At 63.2% G+C, this 25,242-nt stretch carries 1 protein-coding gene (running past one end of the window); it reads left to right on the top strand.

Annotation, left to right across the window (positions count from 1 at the left end; translation table 11 throughout):
- Positions 1-25,242, top strand: partial view of a right-handed parallel beta-helix repeat-containing protein gene (locus tag Enr13x_RS36255; protein WP_145391800.1) — the 5' portion only. The gene runs 6,360 nt beyond the window's last position; only the first 25,242 of its 31,602 coding nucleotides appear in the window; it begins with the start codon at positions 1-3; the stop codon falls past the right edge of the window.

Here is a 25,242-nt window from a genome sequence, read left to right on the forward strand (position 1 = left end):
ATGCACGATCAATTCCGCACCTCGCGCCGCGGAGCCACCTGTTTCACCCGCCGTCTGTCGCCCGAGGCACATCGTCGCCGCCGCGCGTTAATCGAATTGCTCGAAGATCGGCATCTGTTGTCCGCGGATCTCGGTTACTCCGACGTGGGCGTGACCGACATGACGCTGCAGGCCGAAGTCGGCGGCGCGATGCCTTTCTTGCGGCTGTATGAAACGGCGAGCTTGTCGGGCACACCGAATCAGATTGGGCAGGTCCAACTGAGCTCCGCCGGCGACATCGATGTCAATCTGACGCGGACGTTGACGGCGGATCTGATCGGCGACACGCTGCGGATCGATCTGTCGACCTTCGGGCTGCTGGACACGTTTGTCGGAGCCAACGGTGGCACGTTGAACGTCAACTTCATTGGCGGTGACGATGTTCCATTGGTCTCCGACGACGCGGTGATCGTCGAAGGTTCCGGTGCGATCTCGCTGGGCTATGGGCTGAACCTGACCTCCAGCGATCAAGTCGACATCGCAACCGATACGGTGACGCTCGCCGGTGACTTCGACGTCGATTCCGAACAAGCCGTGGCCGTGCAATCCGGCTCGATCTCTGCCACCAACATCACGCTGCAGAGCACGCCCACGACGACGGGAACGCCCGACGCGACCGATTTGACGAAGATCATCGCGCTGCCGACGGCATCGGTTTCGATGGTCGGCGGATCGCTGTCGGCCGGCAACGTCACGTTGTCGGCCATCGCCACCACCAACCTGACCGTCAGCTCGGCTGACGTTTTGGATGGCGCCTTGAACGTCGGCGGACTCGTCGTGGTTTCTAACGCATCGATCGACATCAGTGGCACCGCGGACATCGATGCGACCGGAACGATCGATTTGGACGCGACCAGCAACGTCACTGCGGCGATCATCCGTGGGACCGAAGATGACGGCGACACGAGCGACGACGACAAACAGGAAGACGCCGCGATTTCGGTGTCGACGGTCACCAGCGACGCCGACATCCGCATCGCCGGCACCGCCACCCTCGATGCCACCGCCGCGATCGATGCCGACAGCAGCCAAACCGTGGTGGTCAACACAACCGCCGACGGACAATTGGGTTCGTCGTCGGCCGGCGGCACGTTGGCCACCGCCATCGTTCTCGGCGACACCACGGTCACCATCGAAGGTTCACCGGTCCTGACCGCCGGCGGAAACCTGTCGCTCGATGCCACCCGCAACCGAACCGTCAACACCCGCAGTGTCGCGACCAGCGACGGCGCCACCGAAGACGGCAACGCGGGGACCAACACCGAAGGCCAACAAGCACTCTCGGACAACGACGCTTCCACCTCCGACGGCGACTTGGATTTGGCCGCCGCGGTTTCCGTCGCAACCGTCGGCGGCGATGTGTTGACGACGATCGACGGCGGCACCCTCAGCTCGACCGGCGGGGGCGTCAGCATCGGCAGCCACGCCACCGAAATCGTCGACACCGAAGCGGACGCCACGACCGCGGCCGGCTCGTCCGGAACCGGCGTCGGCATCGGCGCCGCGATCACCGTCGTCAATGTCGACAGCAAGTCGCGTTTAAACGGAACCGCCACGCTGAACGCTTCGACCGGTATCGACGTCGACGCCGAGATGACCGCCAGCACGTTTGACACCGAAGCCCAATCCGGCCCCTCGGGCGATGCCTCCGGTGCCGACGTCGGCGTGGCCGGCGCGCTGGCGATCCACGTGGCCATCACCGATGTCCAAGCGATCATCGGCCCGACCGCCAACATCAACGCGTCCGGCGACAATCTTTCGCTGTCGGCCGACGCGACGACGGACAACACCGTCAAAGCCAAACCGCTGGAAACACCGACCGGTGAAAGCCTGGGCGTCGGCGCCAGCGTGGCCGTTCACGTCCCCGATCAAATCAGCCGCGCCGCAATCGAAAACGGCGCGACGCTGACAAACGTCGATGATTTAACCCTGTCGGCGACCTCCGATTATGACTTGACCACCGAAGCGACCAGCGCGGCCGCCGGCGGCACCGCCATCGCCGCGGTGGTCAGCAACCTGGTCGCCCACGAAGACACGCTGGTCCAGATCGGAACCGGTTCGCTGCTGACCGTCGGCGGAAACCTGTCGCTGACGGCCGACCACCAGGGCGACGTCACGACCAAGGCCGAGGGCGATGCCGAAGGGGCGGGCAACGCCGCGGTCGGTGTCGCGATCGCCTTGTCGATCGTCAATCAACGCACCGAGGCGACCATCGCCCGCAACGTGTCCGTCGGCGGCGTGTTGACGCTCAGCGCGACCGAAGAAGGCAAAAACGATGCCGATGCCACCGCCACCGCCCAAGGCAGCAGCGGCGAAAGCGGCGACAGCACCAACGTCAACAACAAAACCGGCAACCAACGCAGCGCCACCGACGCGACCGCGACCGACAAGGGCGCACGCACCAGCAGCGATACCTCGTCCACCCCCGACGCCAGCACCGATGAAGGCGCCGTCACGGTCGCCGCAGCGGTTGCGATCAACGTGGTCGACGTCGCTACGCAGGCATCCCTGGTCGGCGGCATCACCGTCAACGCAACGGGAAACGCATCGATGACGACGGCGTCCAACAGCGACGCGGCGTCCCAGGCCAGCGGCGCGGCGACCAACTCCGGCAGCGTCGGCGTCGGGGCCGCCGTCGCGATCAACCACGTCGACATCACCAACCAGGTTTCCATCCCCACCGGTGCGACCTTGGCCGCCGCGGGTTTGGCGATGCAAGCGACGATGAAAACCGTTTCCTCGGATCGCAAACATCGGCTGGCCGCCGATGCCGTCTCGGGCGCCGGTGATGGCGACGTCGGTGTCGCCGCATCGGTCTCGATCAACCTGGTCGACACCACGACCCGGGCGACCATCGCCGGCGGCGCGACGGTCAACCTGTCGGGCGGCAACCTGACCCTGGATGCCGAAGGCAACGTGGAATCGGTCAGCACGGCGAAACCGGAAGACGCGGGCGGCGCGGGCACCGAGGTCGGCGTCGGCGCCTCGATGGCACTCAACCGCGTCGACAACCAGGCCACCGCCGAAATCCAAGACGCGGCGATCATCGGCGGCACCCTGGCCGATCTTGTGATCACCTCCGACGCGGAATACACGACGACCACCGAAGCCGAGAACGGCGCCGCCGGTGATGTCGCGGTCGGCGCGGGCGTCGCGATCGCGTTGCCCGACAACAACGTTTCGGCGCGGCTGGGCAGCGGCGCTGCGATCACGACCACCGGCAACCTGCAAATCCAAGCGACGCACCAGCACACCTCAAACGTCAACGCCAGCGGCGATGCGGCCGGATCCAGCGTCGGCGTGGGCGCATCGGTCGCCGTCGGCGTGGTCGAAGACGACTCGATCGCCGAGCTGGCGCGCAACGTGACCGTCGGCGGCACGGCGTCGGTGATCGCCACCATGGATGTCGACAGTCAGGCCAACGCCAAAGCGACCGCCGGCGGAAACGATTCGACCGGTGACGACGCCGACACCGAAGCCGACAACCGCACCAACAACAACCCCAACAGCGGCACGGCGAAGACTTTGCCGAGCGCGTCGAGCGAAACGTCCAGCGCCGACTCGCAAGCCACCAGCGAGTCGAGCACCGGGTCCAGCGGCGTCGGGGTCGCCGCCGCAATCGCCGTCAACTTTGTCACCGCCAAAAGCGAAGCGACCGTCGCTGCCAGCGTCAGCTTGCTCGCCACCGGTCTGGCCACGATCGAATCGTCCGCCGAAGTCGACTCGTCGGCCAAAGCCACCGGCACCGCCGTCACGCTGAGCGATTCCAACAAGATCGCCGCGGCGGTCGGCGTCAATCGCGGCAACGTGATCAACCGCGCCGCCGTCGGCAGCGGCGCGACGGTTCATGGCGGCGGCGTCCGCGTCGCCGCGATCACGACGGGAACCGAAACCCATGACATGGCCGCCTGGGGGGCCTCGGCCGCCGGCGGAACGGGCGATCTGGGCGTCGCCGGCAGCGTCGGTGTCAACGTGATCGACGTCACCACCGAAGCGCTGTTGCAGTCGGGATCGACGATCCGGTCGACCGCCGCGATGGACACAATCGCCGAATCCGACGTCAATCCGCAAACGCTCGCTGGTGCCGTCGGGGTTTCGACCAGCACCGCGGTCGGCGGCAGCGTCGCGGTCACGACGATGGACTTGATCACCAACGCCATCGTCGGCGGTGACGCCGATGCCTCCGGCGTGATGACGATCGATGCCTCGGCCACGGTGCGGCCGACGACGTTTGATCTGCCCTTGTTGAGCAGCAGTGACGACCCGGTCGCAACGTCGGTGGCGATCGCCGGTGGATTGACATCAGGCGACGCCGGCGTGGCCGGCGCGGTTTCCATCTCCATTTACGATGTCGACACCGTCGCCGAAATCGCGGCCGGTTCCTCGATCAACCAAGACGTCACGATCCTGCCCGCGGCAACCCAATCGGTCGTCGTCTCGGCCAAGACGGACCTGGAAACGACCAGTCTGGCCGGATCGCTGGGCGTGTCGCTGGGAGCCGTCGGCGTGGGCGCGGGATTGGATTTGGGCATCTACAACCTGGACACCCACGCGCGGATCGGCGCCGCCGCGCTGGTCGACGCGGACGACCACATCAGCGTCACGGCCGACCTGGATGAAGACTACACGGGTTTGTCGACCAACGCGGGTGTCGGCAACACCGTCGGCGTGGCCGGTTCGGCCGCCGTCTATGTGATCCACAACGCCACCGATGCGACCGTCGGCAACGCGACCCTGGATGCCGGCGGAAACATCTCGCTGACCGCCGATGGTGACATGGACATGGTCGCCATCGCAGGCAGTTTGGCGTTCGGATCCACCGCCGGCATCGGCGCGGCCAACGTCACCGTGTTGCACACCGATGACGAGATCGCATCGATCGCCGACGGTGCGGACGTCACCACGCACGGCGCGGTCGGATTGACGGTGGATGCCGACGGCAGCGAATCGATCATCTCGACCGCCGCCGCCGGAGCCGGCGCGAGCACCGCGGCGGTGGCGGGATCGGCCGGCGTCCTGGTGTTGAACGAAACCACCCGCGCCTCGGTCGGACGCAGCGTCACGATCGATGCCGACAACGGTGTCGCCAGCGGACGCCCCAATCTGGCGATCACCGCCGACGACGACACGACCATCGTTTCCGTTGCCGGTTCGCTGGCCGCATCGGGCACCGCCGCGGTCGGATTTGGTGCCGACGTGGCAACGATCACCAAGACGACCGAAGCGTTCATCGAATCCGGCGTCACGGCGGACGTCGAAGGCAACGTCCAAGTGTTGGCCGATGCGAGTGAAGACATCACGTCCGTCGCCGCCGGCCTGTCCGCTTCGGCAGGCGTCAGCGTCGCGCTCGATGCCGGCGTGCACGTCTTGGACCTCACCACGCGGGCCTTCATCGGCGACGACCCCAGCGACGCAACGCCGTCGGCCGGGCCGGGCAACGTCGACGTCCGCGGCAGCGTCAACGTCGCCGCCGATGACCGCACCGAAATCGACAAGGTCGTCGGCGTGCTGGCCGTCGCCGCCTACGCCGGGATCGGTGCCGCCGCCGGCGTCTCCACCGTCGACAAGACGACCGAAGCCTTCATCGGCGCCGGCGCCGCCGTGACCGCACAAGGTTTGACGCCGCTGACGGTGAAGACCGGCGAGATCAACATCGGCTACGCCGGCACCACCGCCGCCACGCCGGGCATCGAAGCCAACGGCGACGTTTCACTCGATTCCGACACGGGCACGCTGTCCGCCCAAGGCGAAGTCGGTTTGGCCAACCTGGACAGCATGAACGTCGACCAGCAGGGCGGCAACGACGCCAACGACGCATCGCTGACGTCACAACGCATCGCCAGTACGCCGACAACGACGTTCTACGGTTTGGCCGTCACCGCCACCAACCGCGACGACATCGAAACCTACACCATCAGTTTGGCCGGTGGCATCGCGGGCGTCGCGATCAGTGCCGGCGTGAACGTGATCGACACGAACACCACCAGTTACATCGGTGCCGCCGCGACGATCAATCCATCCACCACCGGTGCCAACGCCGGTCAAGACGTGTTGGTCGGTTCGGGAAACGATTTCTATCACTTCGCCTTTGCCGGAACGCTCGCCGGCGGCGTCGTAGGGCTGGCCCCGGCCGTCGGCGTAACGGTGCTGGAAAATTCGACGGTCGCAGAAATCCGCGACGGGGCGACGGTCAACGCCCGCGATGACATCAGCGTCAAAGCCGGTGCCAGCGAAGACATCCTGTTGGTCGGTTTGGGGCTCGCCGCCGGACTGGTCGGCATCGGCGGCAGCGTCGACGTATTAAGCATCGACAACACGACCCGCGCGGTCATCGGTTCCGCGACGGTTGCGGCCGACGGAGACGTCTTGGTCCGAGCGGTCGACAACACCGATCTGGACGTCATTTCCGGCGCGGTCGGCGGCGGGTTTGTCGGCGTTGGCGCGTCGGTCGGGGTCGTCACCGTGGACAAGCTGACGCAAGCGATCGTCGAAGACAACGCGGTCATCGATGCCAAGGGACTCGGCGGCGCGACTTCGGGCGTGTTCAACGGCGAACAGCTCAGCGACGGCGCGTCGTTCGGCACCACCAACGTCGATGGCTTGGTCGTGCAAGCGGACAGCAGTGAAGATTTCAAACACCTGGCGATCGCCGCCGGCGTCGGGTTCGTCGGCGTTTCCGGCGCGGTCACCGTGACGCTGATCGATTCGGACACGACCGCACGGATCTCGCCCGGGGCACAGGTCAATCGCAGCGGCGGGAACGCGGGTGCGGATCCGAATCAAAGCGTTTACGTCAACGCGGCCAACGAAGTCCGCGGCTTCAGTTTTGCCGGTGCCCTGGCCGGCGGATTCGTCGGCGTGGCGGGCGCCGTCGACGTCGGTTCGATCAAAAATGACACGCTGGCGGAAATCGGCACCGGCGCCGATGTCGTCGCCGTCCGGGATGCGGAAGTCAACGCGCTGGGCATCAAGGACATGTCCGGATTCACGTTCAGCGGTGCCGGGGGCGCGGTCGCGCTCGCCGCGGCGGTGTCGGTCTGGTCGGTCGGTGAAACGATCGATTCCAACTACAGCGACAACGACGGCAACTCGGGCGACGCCGTGGAGGGTCAGGGCGGCGCCTCGGCGACCGACGACGCGACCGGACAAGCCCAGTCCAGCCACAGCGAAACGGCGAACAAGCTGGCCAACTTCGACGACGACAGCGGCAATCCGCACAACAGCAGCACCAAGCAGGTCGGCGGGATCACCGGCAGCGCCTCGTCACGCATCAGCAGCGACGCGCCCTCGTCGGCCCAGCTGGCGGCCAAGATCGCCGCCTCGGCACCGGTCTCGGGGACGACCGCCATCATCGCCGGTGGATCGACGGTGACCGTCGGCGGCGATATCACGGTCGATGCCAACGAAGATGTCGAGATCGACATTCTGACCGGCGGCGTGGCGGGTGGATTGGTCGGTGTCGGTGCCGGCGTGGCGGTGACGTCGATCGCGGCCAACACAACCGCATCGGCCGGCGGCACGTTGACCGCCGGCGATGACATCACGATCCGCGCCCGCCTGGATGAAGACGTCAACGGCACCGCGTTCGTCGGTGCGGGAGGGTTCGTCGGAATCGGTGCGGCGGTTTACGTCGTCAATGACACCACAGTCGTTCAGGCACTGCTGGCCAACTCGGCGACGATCGTGTCGGCCGACGATGTCATCATCCGCGTCACCAACAACCAAACCTTCGACGCCGACACCGGACAGGTGACCGTCGGCGCCGTGGCCGTCGGCGCTTCCTTTGTCCGCATCAACGTCGAGAACGCGTCGGCCACCGAGACCCTCGCGGCGATCGGCAACAACGCGCGGATCGGGTTTGGCGGCCTTGTCAACGATGTCTTTGTGCAACCGACGTCCAATCTGAGCGCCACCGCGGATACGTTCGGTTTGTCGGCCGGCATCGGCGCGTTCTCCGCCAACTTTGCCTTCGTCGACGTCGCACCGCAGGTCGAAGCCAACATCGGAACCGGCGCGTCGATCACGGTGGCCGGCGATGTGGAATTGACGCCGTTTTTGAACTTGGACGGTGATGCCGAAGCGACGGGCACCAACGTCGGCGTGGTGGCCGCCGGCGCAACGCTGGCTGACGTCAGCGCCGGCCGCGGAAACAGTCTCGATGAAATCGTCGCACTGATCGGATCCAACGCGCGGATCTCCGCAAAAACGTTGCGTTTGGTTCCAAAGAGCGACGACGATCTGGTCGCCGAAACCACCGCCGGCGCGGGCGGCGTGGTGGCCGGAACGGGATCGGTTTCGACCATCAACACCGATCTGGCCGTCGTCGCGCGGATCGCCGGCGGCGCGGACATCGACGTCAAAACACTGATCATCACGCCCGACCATGACCAAGATGTCGACGCCAATGCCGACAGCGTGACCTTGGGGCTGGCCGCCGGAACGGGAGCGGCCGTCGAACATGAAATCACCAGCAAGTCCGTGATCGACATTCAACCGGGTGCGACGACGATCAACGCCGAAAACGCGACGCTGTTCGCCCGCAACTTCGCCGAAAAACAAAAGTTCAACCGCGCCCTGAAGGCGGCGACCGTGGCCGCCATCTCCGTCACGGGGCTGGGCAGTTCCACGGATCTGGGCACCGCGACCAACCCCTTCGAGTCCTCGGTCTCGATCGGATCGGGCGTTCAGATGGTCGTCAAAGGGACCAGCGGCGCGGTGTTCACGATTTCGACGTTGACCGATTTTAATTTGGTCGACAGCGTCAAGGCGGACGGCGTGTCGGCGCTCGCCGGTGGCACCGCCGGGCTGAGCCAGATCAACACCCGGACTCGATCGTCGATCCATGTCGACGGCGCGACCTTGGAAAATCTGTCTGGGGATCTGGCGTTGGCCACGCGCGGCAAGGGCAACGCGTCGGCCGATGCCAATTTGAACGTCGCCTCGGGGCTGACCGGCGTGGCGTTTGCAAAAGCCGACGCCGTCATCAACGGCACGCAGCGGGTCGACATCGACAATGCGACACTCAAGGGCCGCGACGTGGATGTCTGGGCCGGACGTGGATTGCCCGCGCTGCCGAACAACCACTTCAGCCGCGCGGCCAGCAATATCCTGTCGTTCTCGATGCTGCCGAGCATCAACGATCCGACCGCGAACTCCACCATCACCGAATCGAACGTCGTCGACATTCAAGGCACGTCAAAGATCTTGGCGTTTGAAGATGCCAACATCATCACCGATGACACATCATTGCCCGAGGGTAGCGTGGGCATCGACGGCGGAGCGTTTTCGTTGTCGTTGCTGCCCTACGGAATCGGCGTCGGCGGAAACGAATCGTTCAGCTCCACGCGTCAAGTCAACGTCGGCAGCCAAGCGCTGGTCGAAGCCGGGATTCACAGCACCGCGTTGGTTTCGATCCAGCCGATGTTCTACGGCGGATCCCAGCGGCTTCCCGTCAACCGACTCGGCACAGCGCTGACGGGGCCGGAAAAAACAGCCCTGGGGATTCCCGTCGACATCGACTACCAATACGCCGAATTGGATCTGGGCAACATCCAATTGGATGTCGCCAACGGGCATGTCATTCAAGTCGTCTCGGGCGCCAACGCGGGCGGCGTCGTCGGCAATTATTACCAGTTAAAAAACGTGAACTCGTTCGATTCAATCGGGATCATTCCGCACACGGTCAATTACGCCGACACCTCCATGTGGACCGACCTGGGGGTCTTGACCGCCGGTGAAATCACGACGCTCGAAGACAACGGAAATCCGACCTACCCCAGCGACATCACGTTGCAGTTGGCTGCCGGACTGGAAGACAAGTTCTACGTCATCAAACCGGCCGAATTGCCCGATGTCGGACTTTCCTACACCAACATCGGCAACCGGCTGTACGAACAACGTGAACTGTTGATCGAATGGATCAGCAATCACGGCGGCAATGCCGAAGCGGTCGCGCGTTACCAGGTCCAACTGGACGAGATCAACCAACAACTCGCCGATCTCGGACTGACCGAGAGTGTCAACGGCGGAACACAATACCTGCGCAACTTGGACATTCTGATCCTGGACCTGCCGGAGATCACCGCGGCGCCGGGATCGATCTTCATCGAAGCCAAATCGCCGAGCGTGGGCACCTTCAACGGCCTCGTCGGCACGCAGCTCAAGGCGCGTCCCGGCGCCCGCGTCGATATCGTCAATGAATCACCTTTTGCGATGGACGTCGACGACATCCTGGTCCGCGACAACCGACGGGTCACCACCGACGCCGGCGGCAACGCGTTGATCCTGGAAGGCGGCAACGTCTATCTGAACAACGCGCCGCTGACCAGCGTGACCGACAACTCCGATCGCACGATCGATATCCTGCAGGACGCCGAAGGTCCGATCAACACCTATGACTTGACCGGACTGCCCAACACCAACTTGGACATCGACCAAGACCTGTACATCACCGGTGATGTGATCAACGAAGCCGGCGACGTGACGATCGATAATCGCGAAGGCAGTATCTACGTCACCGGCGAGGTTCGCGGTGAAAGCGTCACCATCCTCGCCGCACGCGACTTTACGCTCAACAGCGAAAATTGGTTCCATACCAATCAAGACCCCAGGCAATATCTGGATTGGGACCAGTTCCGAACCCAACTGTTTAACCAAGGCAAGGTGTTCCGAGATTCGGACTTGCCGATGCCGCTGCAGACCCACGTCGAACCCACCGGCAGCTTCAGCGGCAAGTTACTCGACGGCACGACGTCGACGTTGGATGCGGCGATCGCCCGCGACGAGGCCAAGATCCTGGCCCAGGGCCGGATCACGATCACGGCACGCTACTTGAATGTCGACGGGCTGATCCAAAGCGGCGTCGACGTGATCGAGTTTGACGTCGCCCCGTCCTTTGTCGCCCCCGCATCGACGCAAAACTTCAGCGACGAGCAGGGCAATCCGCTGACCGGTATCAGCTTCGGCAGCGACGGCGTTCCGATCGATGGCTACTGGGATGCGGTGCGTCAAGCGTTCGTGCTGGACGACATCGAACCCGACGGCGGTCAGATCACGATCGCCGGGCAGCTGTTGAGCACGGGCAACGGCCGATTGAAGGTCGCCAACGGATTGACCAGCGTCGACATCGACAACCGGACGCCCTACGACTTGATCTTGGGCGCGATCGACACGACGACCGACCGCCAAGGCAAAATCACGATCATCGACAGCGGGCTGCTGACCAAAGCGGAGTACAAGGTCGAAGCGTCGCAGATCCGCGAAGAACACTTCAACGGGGTGCTGACGCCCGGGGATCCCGTCAACGGAATCGACGACGACGGCGATGGGGACACCGATGACGGAGCGATCCCGACGATCCAATACACCGCCTCCGGCCCGGCGACGTTCCACGCCTTCGGCGCATCGATCCAGTATGCGCTGCCGACCGGATTGCACTACGTGTGGACCGAAGGCCAGGAAAAGCTGCAACTGGACAAGCGGATTTACGAAAAGAAGTCGTTCAATCTGTTCGGTGATTTCCTGGCCGACGCATTGGTGGCCGACAGCAGTTGGAAACACCGCGAAGTCATCAACCTGGACGACGAACCGCTGCTGGAATCGGAAACCAAAGAACTGGAAGGAACCACGGCACCGAGCGGCGAAGCCCTGGTGCCGACCTATGCCAACGGTTCGGCCTATTCGATCGCCTATCAACAGCGCCGTGACACTTCGGTCGAGTTGATCCCCGGCGTTTCGCTCGTTCGCCATCCGGCCAGCGCAAGCGGCAGCGTGTATCGCTACGACGCGGCCGGCGCGGCCGATTTGATTTTGGCCGAAGCCGATTACACCGACACATCCAAGTGGACCAACCTGAGTGCGCTCGATCCGGGCGATGCCGCTTACCAAGACCCCGCGACGTTCACCCAAGATGTGGACGCCAATCGCTTTGACAGCACGTACATCAACTACATCAAAGTCGTCGATGGTCCAAAATGCACCGGCGGCGGATGGCTGCGGAAAAAGACCTGCACGACGAAAATCGACATCACGACGGGCATCAAAGATTTTTACACGCACACGTTGAAAGCCGATCATCCGATCGACATCGAATTCGCCCAAGGCGTGGCGACTCCATCGCTGACGATCCGCTCCGGCGGCGACATTCTGTTCCAGTCCAACGTGCGAACCCCCAGCGGCGGAAGCGTCTCGATCGAGTCGACCGACGGCAGCGTGACCTCGGTCGCATCGATCGCGCTGTTCGGTCCCTCGCCGGCCGTGATCGCAAACGATGAAGTGTTGCTGCAGATCGAAGGCAATCAAGGCCCGTTGAACGTCACCGCGGGTGACGACATCGACATCCTGGCGATCTCCCTGGACAACCTTTCCAGTTCTCTGGACGTCGGTGTGATTCAGTCCGCCCGCGGCGATGTTTTCCTGAACGCCGCCCACGGAATCGACGCCGCGTCGTCGGCATCGCTGGTCAAGGGTGAACAGATCGAACTGACCGCGACGGCAGGCGGCATCGGCAATCTGGACTTCGCCTTGCCGATCGACACCAGCCGGTCCGACGGGGCCACACCGGACGGCGAAAACTTGGGCGGCATGTCGCACGGCGGACTTTCCGCCAACGCAAAGAACAGCATTCGGGTCCGCGAGATCGCCGGCGACCTGGTGTTAACCCGGGCCACACGCACCAGCCCCCCGGCATCGGTGTTTAGCGAAAACGGCGACGTCTCGATCACGGTCAGTCACGGATCGCTGTTGGACGGCATCGATGAATTGTTCCGACCATCGGAGACGTTGAACGTCGGCAGCCTGCCCACCGACCAGCTCCAGTTCCTGCAATCCGGAGCCAGCCAGGGTTTGTGGAATCTGGAATCCGTCAACTTTACCGTTTCACCCGGCTTGATCCGTTTTCTGTATCCGCACGCGTCGACCCTGGGCAGCACGCCGCCGTCGTTTGCGGTCGAATTCAATAACATTCAAGGCGACCGCGTCACGATTTCCACGCCGCACACCGGGACCGATGTGGGCGAATTGCGCGACGTGGCGGCGATCCGCAACCCGACCAACCCGAGCGGATTGACGACGGACCAAAAAGAAATGTTGTCGGTCGCCAACGCAGCCGATGTCGTCGGCGTCCAATACCAGCTTTACCAGTTCATCGCCGCGGACGAAGCCAACGTCGACTTGGCAAACGAAGACTACTCCGATGCCACACGCTGGCAGAGCGTGGTGGTGAACCATCGCAGCGGGACCACCAGTCTAAGCCGCACGGTGACCACCGGCCAAACCGTGTTGGTTGAATTTGATCTCGACTTCTATGGCCTGTACCAATACCTCGGGCCGACCGCGACGTTCGATCTGTTGACCGAAAACTACAACGCCGCAAGTCGATGGCAGCGTGTCAGCGCCGATCACGAATCCGACGACGGATCGCCGATGGTGACGACCGGGCAACTGGTCGCCGACAAACATCAAGTCGACTCGTTGACCCTGCGTTTGTACGACCGCGTGATCGTCGATGCCCGCCAGGCGTTGGTCGCCACGGCGCATGATCGGCTCGCCATCGGCGCGCCGACGGCCATGCGGATCGAACGGATCGAAGCCGGGGGCCCGATCCGATTGTCGGCGACCACCAACATCGTCGACCTGGGCGTCGGCGCGGCGGCGATCGCGACACCGTCAAGCCTGGAGATGCGGGCCGGCAGCCAAATCAGCGGCAGCACTGGCAGCACATGGATGCGAACGCAAATCGGAAACGCCGGATTGTTGCGGGCCGATGCGGTCGCCGGGATTGATTTGATTCAAGTCGCTGCCGACACGACGATCAACGGCTCCGCCATGCCGGTCAACGATCTATTCGTTTCGCGTGCCGAATCGGCCATGGACGTGGACGTGACCGTCGCCCAAGGCGACATGTTCGTCGGTCGCGTGCTGTCGTCGTCGGGCATCGACCTGACCGCCCAAGACGACATCTGGGACGCCTTTGATGACACCGGTGTCGAAGTCATCAACGTCACGACCGACAATGCGATCAGCCCACCGACCGGCGATGTTTTGCTTGCTGCGGGTGGGCAAATCGGCAGCTCCACGAACTTCCTCGATCTCAGTTTGCGGATCGGGTCACTGACCACATCCTCCGTCGGCGACCAGTTTCTTTACAGTGCGATCGATCTGGATGTCGAAGATGTCACATCGACCGCGGGCGATGTCACGATCCGTGTCATGGGCCAGGCCGACGTGGGCGTGATCAACACCCTTTCAGGCGACACCACGATCATCGCCGACGATTCCGTTTTGGATCGCGACGCCGACGCCGCCAGCGACATCAACGCGATCAATGTTTCGTTGACATCCAATCACGATCGGATCGGCCAGTTGCTCAATGATCTGGAAATCGACACCGCCATCGCCGGCATGCTGTCGGCCGCCGCCCGCTTGGACATCAACGTGACCGAAATCGACCAGTCGCTGACCGTCGCGACGGCCCACTCCAACACGCTCGGTCACGTCCGTTTGACGGTTCTGGAATCAGCGGGCACGGGCGAGGACTTGATCGTTCCCGGCAGCGGTTCGATTCAGGTCACCGACGGCGCGCTGTGGTTGCAAGTCGGGGACAACATCACCATCGCCGGTCCGGTCACCTCCCCGCGAACCTACATCACCGGTGACTACCAGAACGTCGACACACTGGGTTCGAACATCAATATCACCGGTGCCCTGGTCGGCGGAACGGCGTGGATCGAAACGGGCGACGACGAAGATTTTGTCAGTCTTTCTGGCGTCACCGTTCCGACCCACATCAAAACACGCGGCGGCAATGACGATGTCGATGGCGGCCAAAACGACGACGTTGTCGATGGCGGATCCGGCGTCGATGTCCTGCGGGGCAACGCCGGCCATGACACACTGATCGCCGGCCGTGGTGTGGGAGACGTGCTGATCGGCGGCATCGGAAATGACATCCTGTTCGGATCCGATGAGGGCAGCGAATCCGATCCCGACCATGCCGATGCGATTCGCTTCGGCGACCGGATCGAAGGCGGCGACGGCGATGACCAAATCTTCGCCCTCGGCGGCGCCGACTTGATCCTCGGCGGGCCCGGCAATGACACGATCGATGCCGGTGCCGGATCCGATTCGGTCGACGCCGGGACAGGAAATGACATCGTCTACGCCGGCGTCGGGCTGGCCCATACCATCGACGGCAACGACGGCGACGACCAGATCTGGGGATCCAACAACGGCAATGATGTCCTAAACGGAGGACTCGGAAGCGACCAGATTCACGGACAAGCCGGATCCGACACCATCGACGGCGGCGGCGGACCAGACTTCATCGACGGCGGTGCCGACGCCGATGATTTGCGCGGCGGCGATGGCGACGACGAAATCCTGGGCGGTGGCGGAGTCGGTGATCAGCTTCGCGGCGAAGGCGGTGACGACCTGTTGCGCGGCAGCAACGACGGCGCCGACCTGATCTTCGGCGGCGACGGCCGAGACCGCGCCTACGGTGGCGGCGGAAACGATCTGATTAACGGTGGTCCCGGTGATGACATTCTGCATGGCGAAGCCGGTGATGACACAATCAGCGGTGATGCCGGCATGGATGTCATCTTAGGTGGTGCCGATCACGACACACTGTACGCACTCAACAGCACCAACACCGGTGCCGACGGCGCCGTCGATTACGTCTATGGCGACTTCGGAACCGACAACAACGAAGCGGGATCGGGAGCGGACCAAATCTTCGGTGACAACGGGATCGATTTGCTGTTCGGCGAAGGCGGCGACGACCTGATCGACCAGGACCTGGCGATTCCCGGCGTCCCCGATCCGGCCACCGTGCTCGACACGATCCATTACGGCAGCGGCGAAGCGACCGATGTGACGCTGTTTGTTTCACCCACGGCGACACCGGCACCGCCGGTCGATCCGGCACCGCCCGGGTTGGTCCTCGGCGCCGCGACGCTGCCGACCGGCGCCGATGACATCGGACGCTGGGCGGAACTCGCCGGATCCGCAACCGGCAGCGGGCTTTCGGGCGATCCGGCAACGTCACGCACACCATCGATCGCGACCAGCGGAAATCAAACCCTGGTGGCCTGGGGCGATTCACGCAGCGGAATTCAACAGATCTATGTGTCGCGTCATGATCCCGTCGGCGGATGGGTCGAACTGGCCGGCAGCGCGGGTCTGGGTGGCGTCAGCAACAACGAACTCGCATCGTACGATCCATCCATCGCGATCGACGACACCGGCGCCCCCGTGGTCGCTTGGACGCAAATGGATGGCGGAGGAACGGACATCTACCTTGCCCGCTATGACGCCGACGCCGATGCGTGGCAGTCGCTCGGCGGATCACTCGGAGCGGGCGGGATCTCGGCCAGTGGCAACGCCGCCAATCCGCTGGTGACACAAACGAGTTTCGGGACGCTGGTCGTTTGGGAAGAAACCGGCGGGGGACAGAATCAAGTTTACGCGCGGGTGTTCAGCGCCGGCACTTGGCAAGCACTCGGCGGCAGCGCGAGCGCGGGCGGGATTTCAAACGTCGCCGCGGGCGCAGAACTCGGGGACGTGACGGTCACTCAAACGACCGGGCTGATTGCCGTCGCCTGGACGGCGCTCGATTCCGCCGGTGTCCGTCAAATTTACTTGCGCGAGTACGACGGATCGGGATGGAATGGCATCAACGGGTCCGAGGGCGGCAGCGGCGTCAGCGCCAGTCTGGTCGGCTCGGTGCCCGCCCAAGTCACGCGGAACGCCGCGCCGACACTCGCCTACAGCGGCGGATCGCTGTGGGCCGGTTGGGTCGGCAGCAGCGATCAAGCCACGGTGTTGGCACTGGCCGAGTATGACGGTTCGGCGAGCCAACCGATTTTGCGACAAACCATCAGCGACGTCGGACGGATGGGGTCACCGAACCTGGATGCCGCCGGCGGCGCACTTTCGCTGACCTGGCTGCATCAGCCGTTGGCCGACGCACCCGTTTCACTGTATTCCATGCGCCACGACGGGACGGAGTTTGTCGAACGGATTCCCGGTGATGCCCAGACGATCGGGATCAGCGCGACGTCGGTTGCCGCCGAATCGCTGGTCACCGCCGTGGACGCGACGGGCCAGGTCTCGGTCGCCTACGTCGAAACGATCGACGGTGTGCCGGAAATTCACGTGCGTCGCGACTCGCTGGCACTCGGCGGAACGATCTATCAAGCAAGTTCCGGCGGCTTGACGGTCCAACAAATCCTGGACAATCAAACGCTCTCCGCCGGCGATGCGATCGTCGTCAACGGAGTCGTCACCGGCGACGCCACGGTCAGCGCCGCCGATGCCGGCGTGGCGATTCTGGGTGCCCCCGGATCGGAATGGGTCGGCAACGTCACGGTCACCGGCAACTCCGTCGTCCTGCAGCGATTGAACATCACCGGCGACGTCACGTTGACCGCGACCAACGACTCGGCGCTGCGTGAAAGTCAGGTCACCGGCAGCGTGTTGATCAACGGCGGCAATCGAAACCAAGTGACGCACAACTCGATCACCCCGACCGGCGGGCAGACGGGGCTGGTGATCGCAGGCGCCGCGGCCGACGTGACGGTCCGTGGAAACGCGATCAACGGCGGACAAATCGGAATCGCACTGGGTGACCCGACGGCCGTGATCGCCGGTTCGGTTTCCAACGTACAACTGATGCACAATCGTCTGGCCGGGTCGGTGACGGGTCTGTCGATCGAAGTGTCCGGTTCGGGACAGATTTCACAGAACGCGATTTCCGCGCTCGCGACGGGGCTCTCGATCGACGCGTCATGGACGGGAGCGATCCGGTCCAACCAGATTTCTGATGCGACGACGGGAGTCCAGTATGACGCCGCGGCGGAACTGATCGGAAACTCGATCCACGACAACACCACGGGGATCGCGACGACCGTGAATTCGCTGACCGAGGGACTGGGCTACGTCGGCGCGCAACAATCCAACCAAATCTATGCCAACAACACCGGCATCCACGCCAGCGGCCGTGTCCGCGGCCAACACGTGCATGGCAATACGGTCGGATTCACGGGATCGGGAATCCTCGGCGGCGAAAACGACATTTTCCCCAACGTGATCGAAGCCAACACGACGGGAGTCAGCAATTTTGTCGGCACGATTCAGTACAACCGGCTGATTGAAAACGAAGTCGGCGTGGTCGCTGCCAATGACCAGACGGTCTTTCACAACGTCTTTGTGCACAACGTGATCGCCGGCATCAACACCGCCGGCGCGGTCCACGTGCGAATCACCGGCAACACCATGCACGCGGCGACCGGTGATCACATTCGCGTGGTCGGCGGATCACGTGAAGTGGAAATCCGCAACAACATCTTGTGGGTCGAATCGGGCTACGACATTTTCGTCGACAACGCCAGCCAGTCTGGATTCTTCAGTGATTACAACACCCTGTACTCCTCCGGTTCCGGCCGGCTGGTTCACTGGATCCAGGCCGACGGCGGGATGACGTTGGACTTTGCCGACATCTTGGATTGGCAGGAAGACGTCCATGTCCACGATCTGAATTCGATCGGCACCACCGTCGTCCATCCGACTTGGGCGAAACCCCAATTCGCCGGATTGGCGTGGGGCGACTACGACGTGGATCCGCTGGCCGCCGGGCTTCGGTTTACCAGCCCGACGATCAATGCCGGCGACCCGCTTTCGGTCATGGATTGGGACCGCGCGGCAACGAATCGGATCACGAATCCCGGTTTCGAATCCGGACTAACCGGCTGGGCGACGAACTTGACCGCTGCCATCAGGTCAAGTTCCCCGGCTGCCTATTCGGACGCAAGCTATTTCACCGGCGGCGTCGACGCGACGTCGTTCGCGGAACAAACGATCGACCTGATTGCCGCCGGTTACAGCGCGGCGCAAATTGATGCGCGAGATTTGACGATCGCGTTCGGCGGACGGATCCGATCGGCGTCCGAAGCCGTCAACGACCGGGGACAAATCACGCTGACCTTCCGTGACGGCGGCGGCGCGACGCTCTCCGATCGCACGGCCCTGGCGACCAACCGCGGCGACCGCTGGGAATTGGTCGGCGATCGGCTGGCCATCCCGGCGGGCACACGCGAAGTGGTCTATCGATTCTCCGGCACCCGCGCCAGCGGCACAACGACGGACAGCTATCTGGACGACGCGTTCGTGTATGTCCTGTCCGAAGACGCGGCCGTGGCGCAAGGCGCCGATGGCGATCAGAACTTGGCTCGCGTCTTGAACCGGCCCGAGATCGCACTGCACAGCCCCGACCTGTATGTGGATTTCCGACGCGATACACCGGGCACGATCGAGTGGGAAACGTTCGGCAATGCCGATGATCTGCCGGTAAAAATCGATCTGCTTCGCGACACGCCCGAGGGCCCCGTCTTTGAAACCACCATCGTTGCCGTGACCGACGATGACGGCCGCTATGCCTGGACACCCGCCGATGATCTGATCGGATACGGAACCACGGGCTGGAGAATCCAAGTCTCGCTGGTCGGTGATCCGATCACGGTCGATCGCAGCACCGAAACGTTTTCGGTTCCCGAGAACAATGACACGTTTTACGTCAACGACCCATCGCTGGTCGGTGATCAATTCACGACGGCGATCGGCGACAACCGCAACACCGGCAAATTGCCCGGGTCGCCGAAACCCTATCCGAACAATGTGCTGAGAATCTACTCGCTGCTAGCCAACCAGACACTGTTCCAAGACGCGGGCACCTATCCGGCGTTCCAACCCACCGTCGTCAGCAACATCGTCGGCGTCGGCGACGATGAAGGTTTCACCTGGACGGGCCCCGACGGCGGAGCGGCGTTCGGCATCGCCGAGAACTGGCCGGCGCACCCCGCGACGGACGAAGCCGTCGTTTTGCTCGATGATGCCGATGCGGTGACGATGCGTTACCTGACCCTGCGTGACAGTCGCTTTGGTCTTCACCAGCGCGCCGGCAGCACCGCACTGACGGCCGAAGCGTTGACTCTGGTCGGCCATTCGCTCGATGGGATTTACATCGAAGACAACGCGGAATTCACAAGCTTGACCGGCGTCGTTGCGACCGACAACGGGCGTCACGGGGTTCACTTGGATTCGCCGATCGACTCGATCACCGGCGGACAGTTTTCTTCCAACTCCGAAGACGGCATTCACGCCGACGGCCAAGTCGATTTGCAGATCACCGACAACGTGATCGCCGACAACGAACGTGGCGTGTACGTCGTCAATGCGACGGGCGGTCAAACACTCGTGGAAAACAACGAGATCTCCGGTTCGCTGACCAACGGATTGGAAGTGACGAACGGCACCACCGTGCGGTTGAACGCCGTCCATGACAATGCCGCCACAGGCATCTTCGCACGATCCGGCGTCGTGATCGATCAAAACGTGTCGTTCGCCAATCAGACCGGGATCGTCGCGGGAACGTATTACGACACCGGCACCACCGTGACCCGCAACCGCGTCTACGCCAATTCGGTGCTCGGCATCGACGCGGTCCGCGACGTCGTCGTTCGTCAGAACACGGTCTATTCCAACCCGACCGGTATCCGGGCAAACCTCTCCGCCGGCGGCTTTAGCGGCGCGATCGATCGGAATCTGGTTTATGACTCCGATCAAACATCGATCTTGGTGCGTGGCGGAAACGGTTCGCAGATCATCGGCAACACCCTTCATGCGACCGGTGGCGTGGGGGTGCGGCTACAAGAGACGTCGCAGAACGTTTCGATCCGCAACAACATCATCGTCGCCGAGGACGCGACGGCGCTGTCGATCGAAAGCGACAGCCAAATCGGTCTCGATTCCGACTTCAACCTGTTGCGCGCCAGCGGCACCGGCAACGTGGCCATTTGGCAGGCCACCCCGCGGCCGACCCTGACGTCATGGCGGAACGCGGCGTTCACCGACGCCAGCAGCCTGAACCAAGACCCGTTGTTCGTCGATCGGGCCGGGGCCGATGGCGTGATCGGGTACGTCAATGTGACACAAGACGGCCGCGACGATGATTTCCATCTGCAAAGCGCGGTCGGGCGTTTTACCGGATCGCTGACCCCGGTCTTCCATCCCGCGACCGGTCGCGTCGTCAGCCTGCCGTCGGTCGAACTGGTCGACGTTGCACAATCGCCGGCGATCGATCGCGGAGACGCCGCGTTCGATTTTGCGGCGGAACCGGATCCCAACGGCGGATTCGTCAACTTGGGTGCGTATGGCAACAGCGAGCAAGCTTCCAAGAGCCCGTTGGAATATGTGTTGGTCGTTGCCCCCGACGGCGGCGAGGTCTGGTTGCAGAATCAATCGTTCGACGTCACCTGGCGCAGCGACGTTCTCGGGCCGGCCACCACGGTCGACGTCACGCTGCTGCGCGACAGCGATGCGGGTTTCTCCCTGGTCATCGGCGACGACGTTCCCAACACCGGCACGTTCACCTGGCCGATCACCACCGCGGTCGCCGCGGCAACCGATTACCGGATCCAGGTCGTTCGCAATGACAATCCAAGCCTGGTCGATCAGTCGGGTGCGACGTTTACGATCAGCGAGCCGATCAGCGCCTACTACGTCGCGATCGACGGCGACGATGCCAACAGCGGTCTCTCGCCGGCCGAACCGAAAGCGTCGATCTCCGGGATTCTGCAAGCCTATGACTTGGAACCCGGCGACACCGTGATCGTCGGCCCGGGAACCTATTCGGTCGACAGCAATATCTTGCTGCAACCGCAAGACAGCGGTGTCGTCATCCGGGGAACCACGGCCGCCGACGGAACGCTGCAAACCATCCTCGATCGTGGCAACACCGCCAGCGGCAGCTACGTGTTCCAACTCGCCGGCGGCGACGACATTGTCTTGGAATCGCTCGGAATCACCGGCGGGGCGCGCGGCATCTTCGGAACCAATGGTGCCGACAGCGACGGCATCACGGTGCGGGGGTCCGACGTCTTCCAAAACAACAACGAACAAATCCTCGTCGAAGCGTCCAACGACGGATTCACGATCGAAAACTCCGTCGTCCGCTCGCTTTCCAAACGCTACTCGGGCGTCTACATCCAGTCCGCCGACAGCGTGATTCGCGGCAATGAGATCGGCGGACATGCGCGTGGTCTGCAGATCAATGGTCTCGGCACGTTGGTCGAGGACAATGAGATTTACGACAGCGGACAGTACGGGATTCGAGTCGATTCCAATTCCAATGCGTCGGCCCTCGTACGCAACAATATCGTCTACACCATGCCGACGGGCATCGTTGTCTCAGGCTACCAGTCGACAGCGGATTCCACGGTCAGTGGCAACGATGTCTTCGACACCAGTACGGCGGGGATCCAGGCCGACTACAACGTCATCGTCAGCGACAACGAAGTTTGGGGGAACCGGGGCACCGGCATCACCGTGAACAGCGGCGCGGTGGCCGAGCAGAACGTCGCTCGCGACAACAACGTCGGCATCCAGGTCGGTTCGTACTACACGCCCGCGGTTGCCCGGGACAATCGAGTCTTCAACAACGACATCGGTCTGACGGGTTATCACGACTCGTTGATCGATGCCAACACGGTGTTCAACAACCGCATCGGCATCAGCCATGAGCCCTCCAGCACGGCCCGCACCCGCACCCAGAACAACCTGATCTACGACAACCACGAACTCGGGATCCGTCTGCGACAAACGCGGGTCGGCGCCGAAGTCTTGAACAACACGATCGCACAGCCGACCGGGTCGGCGATGCGGTTCCAGGAATCGTCGCGTGACGTGGCCTGGCGAAACAACATCATTCAAGTCGAATCGGGGTTTGCCTACGAAGTCGACGCGACCAGCCAGGTCGGTTTGTCGGGCGATTTTAATTTGATCCATGCCCCGGGCACCGCGCAGCTGGCCCTGTGGGGCACGACCGAATTCGATAGCCTGGCGGATTGGGTTTACGAAATCGGATTGGATCGCAACAGCCGCTTCGGCAAGTCCGCGGCGGATGCCCCCGGCTTCGTGCTGCCCGCCGGTGGCGACGGTGTACGAGGATCCTCGTCACAATCCGTCGGCCCCGAGTTCATCATCGACAACGGCGACGTCGGTTTCGCCAGCAGCGGCGACTGGGACGCATTGACATCCGGATACGCCGGCGACGCCTTGTCGATCCCCTACGCCACCCCGGGCTCGGCGACGTGGGACTTCAGCGGCTTGACGCCCAATGCAACCTACGAGATTGCCGTGACCTTCCCCAATGGCGGTTACTCCGGCGCCGCCAGCTTTCGAGCCTACGACACCAACGGGATCGTGACTTCGGCAACCATCAGCCAGTCCTATCGCAATTTGGGTACGACGGAGCCGCTGTGGTTGCCAATCTCCAACCTCGTCGCCGGCGGCGAATCGCTGACGGTTCGATTGGACGTACCCACCAACGCAGCCCTCGTGGCCGACGCGGTTCGACTGCGGGAGATCGTCGGTGACCGATCGGGCGACGATGATTTTCATCTGGTCTCCGATTCGGCGGCGATCGATGCCGGATCCTTGCAAGACGATTTCGCCGCCGAACCGGATCATTCCGGCCGACGCATCAACGCGGGGCATTCCGGAGGGACGCCCGCCACGCCGTCAAGCCCCGCCGACGTCCTGCAAGTCCTCGCGCCGCGTGGTCTTGAAAAAATCGCAATCGGCGAAACCATCGACGTTCGCTGGCACGCCGCCGGAACCCTCGTCAATCCGGACGAGGATACCGCCTACCATCAAGCACTTGCTTCGGCGGGCGCCGTCTCGCATTGGTCGCTCGGTGAAACCGATGGCAGCGTTGCCGCCGACGCCCTGGCCGGACGCGACGGCACGCTAATCGATGCCCCGGAACAGGGCCGCGAAGGGATTTTCCGCAGCGATCGCGATCCAGCGATGGCCTTTGACGGTGCCGACGGCTACGTGGAAGTCGCCGACGACCCCACATTCAACAACGCCGTCTTTTCGATCTCGGCCTGGGTCTATCCCGAAACCGGAATCAGCTCGTTCGACAGCGTGCTCTCCAAGACCACCAGCACCAGCTTGAATGACGGATTCGGAATCTATTACTACTCCGGCGATCTCAATTTCTTCGTCGATCAATACAGCCTGAGCGCGGATGCCCAGGGCCCGATTCAGCTCAATCGCTGGACCCACGTCGCGGCGACCTTTGACGGCGACACCGCGCGGCTCTATCTGGACGGCGAACTCGTCGGCCAACGTTCGGGAATCACGGCCGATCCGACGAGCGCGACGCTTGAAATCGGCCGTGCACGACACAATTCCTACCTTTGGAACGGTGGCATCGACGAAGTGGTGTTCTTCACCGATGTCCTGACACCGACCACGATCAGCGAACTCGCCAACACGTTGCCACCAGTCGTCGTCAATCTGGATCTGGTGGATGAAGTCAGTGGTGCGGTGACACCGATCGCCGGAGATCTGGTCGCGTCGGGTTCTTACCGTTGGACGGTGCCGAGCGACGTGCCGGCGGATCGTGAGTACCGAATGCGGATCACGTCCAGCGTCAACGGCGCGGTCAGCGATGAATCTTATGCGACGTTCCAAATCGTCAACGACGGCGCGGACTACTACGTCAACGACGATGACTTAACCGGCGACGTCTACACGACCGCGATCGGTGACAACACGGCCAGCGGCAAGTCACCCGACAGCCCGATGGCCAGCCTGCCGGCCTTGCTGGCCGCGTATGACCTGGAACCGGGAGACCGCGTCTTCGTCGACGGCGGCACGCACACGTTGACGAAAAACATCCTGATCACAGCAGCCGATGCGGGCATCAGCATCATCGGCGCCAAACCGACGGTGGCCGTCCCCGACCCGACGCCGACCGTCTTCGATCGCGCCAATCACTCGGCGGGAAGCTACGTGTTCGAACTGGTCGACGCCGACGACGTGACGATCGATTCGGTTCACTTGACCGGCGGATACGTGGGGATCTTTGCAGCCGACAACGGCGACAGCGACAACGTCGTCATTCAAGATTCGATCTTTGCCGGCAGCGATCGTCATTTGATCGATTTCGCTGCAGGCAACGATGCGTTGACCGTTCAAGGCAGTTCCTTCGATGGGACGTCGGTGGCCAATGTCCCCCTGGTCCTGCTGGACGGCCAGGCCAACACGTTGCGAAACAACCGTTTCGCCGACGGCTACCGCGGCGTCGAGCTTTACGGGGCCGGAAATCTCCTGGAAGACAACACCTTCCTCCGCTTGCGA

This window comes from Stieleria neptunia (assembly GCF_007754155.1).
Taxonomy (GTDB): Bacteria; Planctomycetota; Planctomycetia; order Pirellulales; family Pirellulaceae; genus Stieleria; species Stieleria neptunia.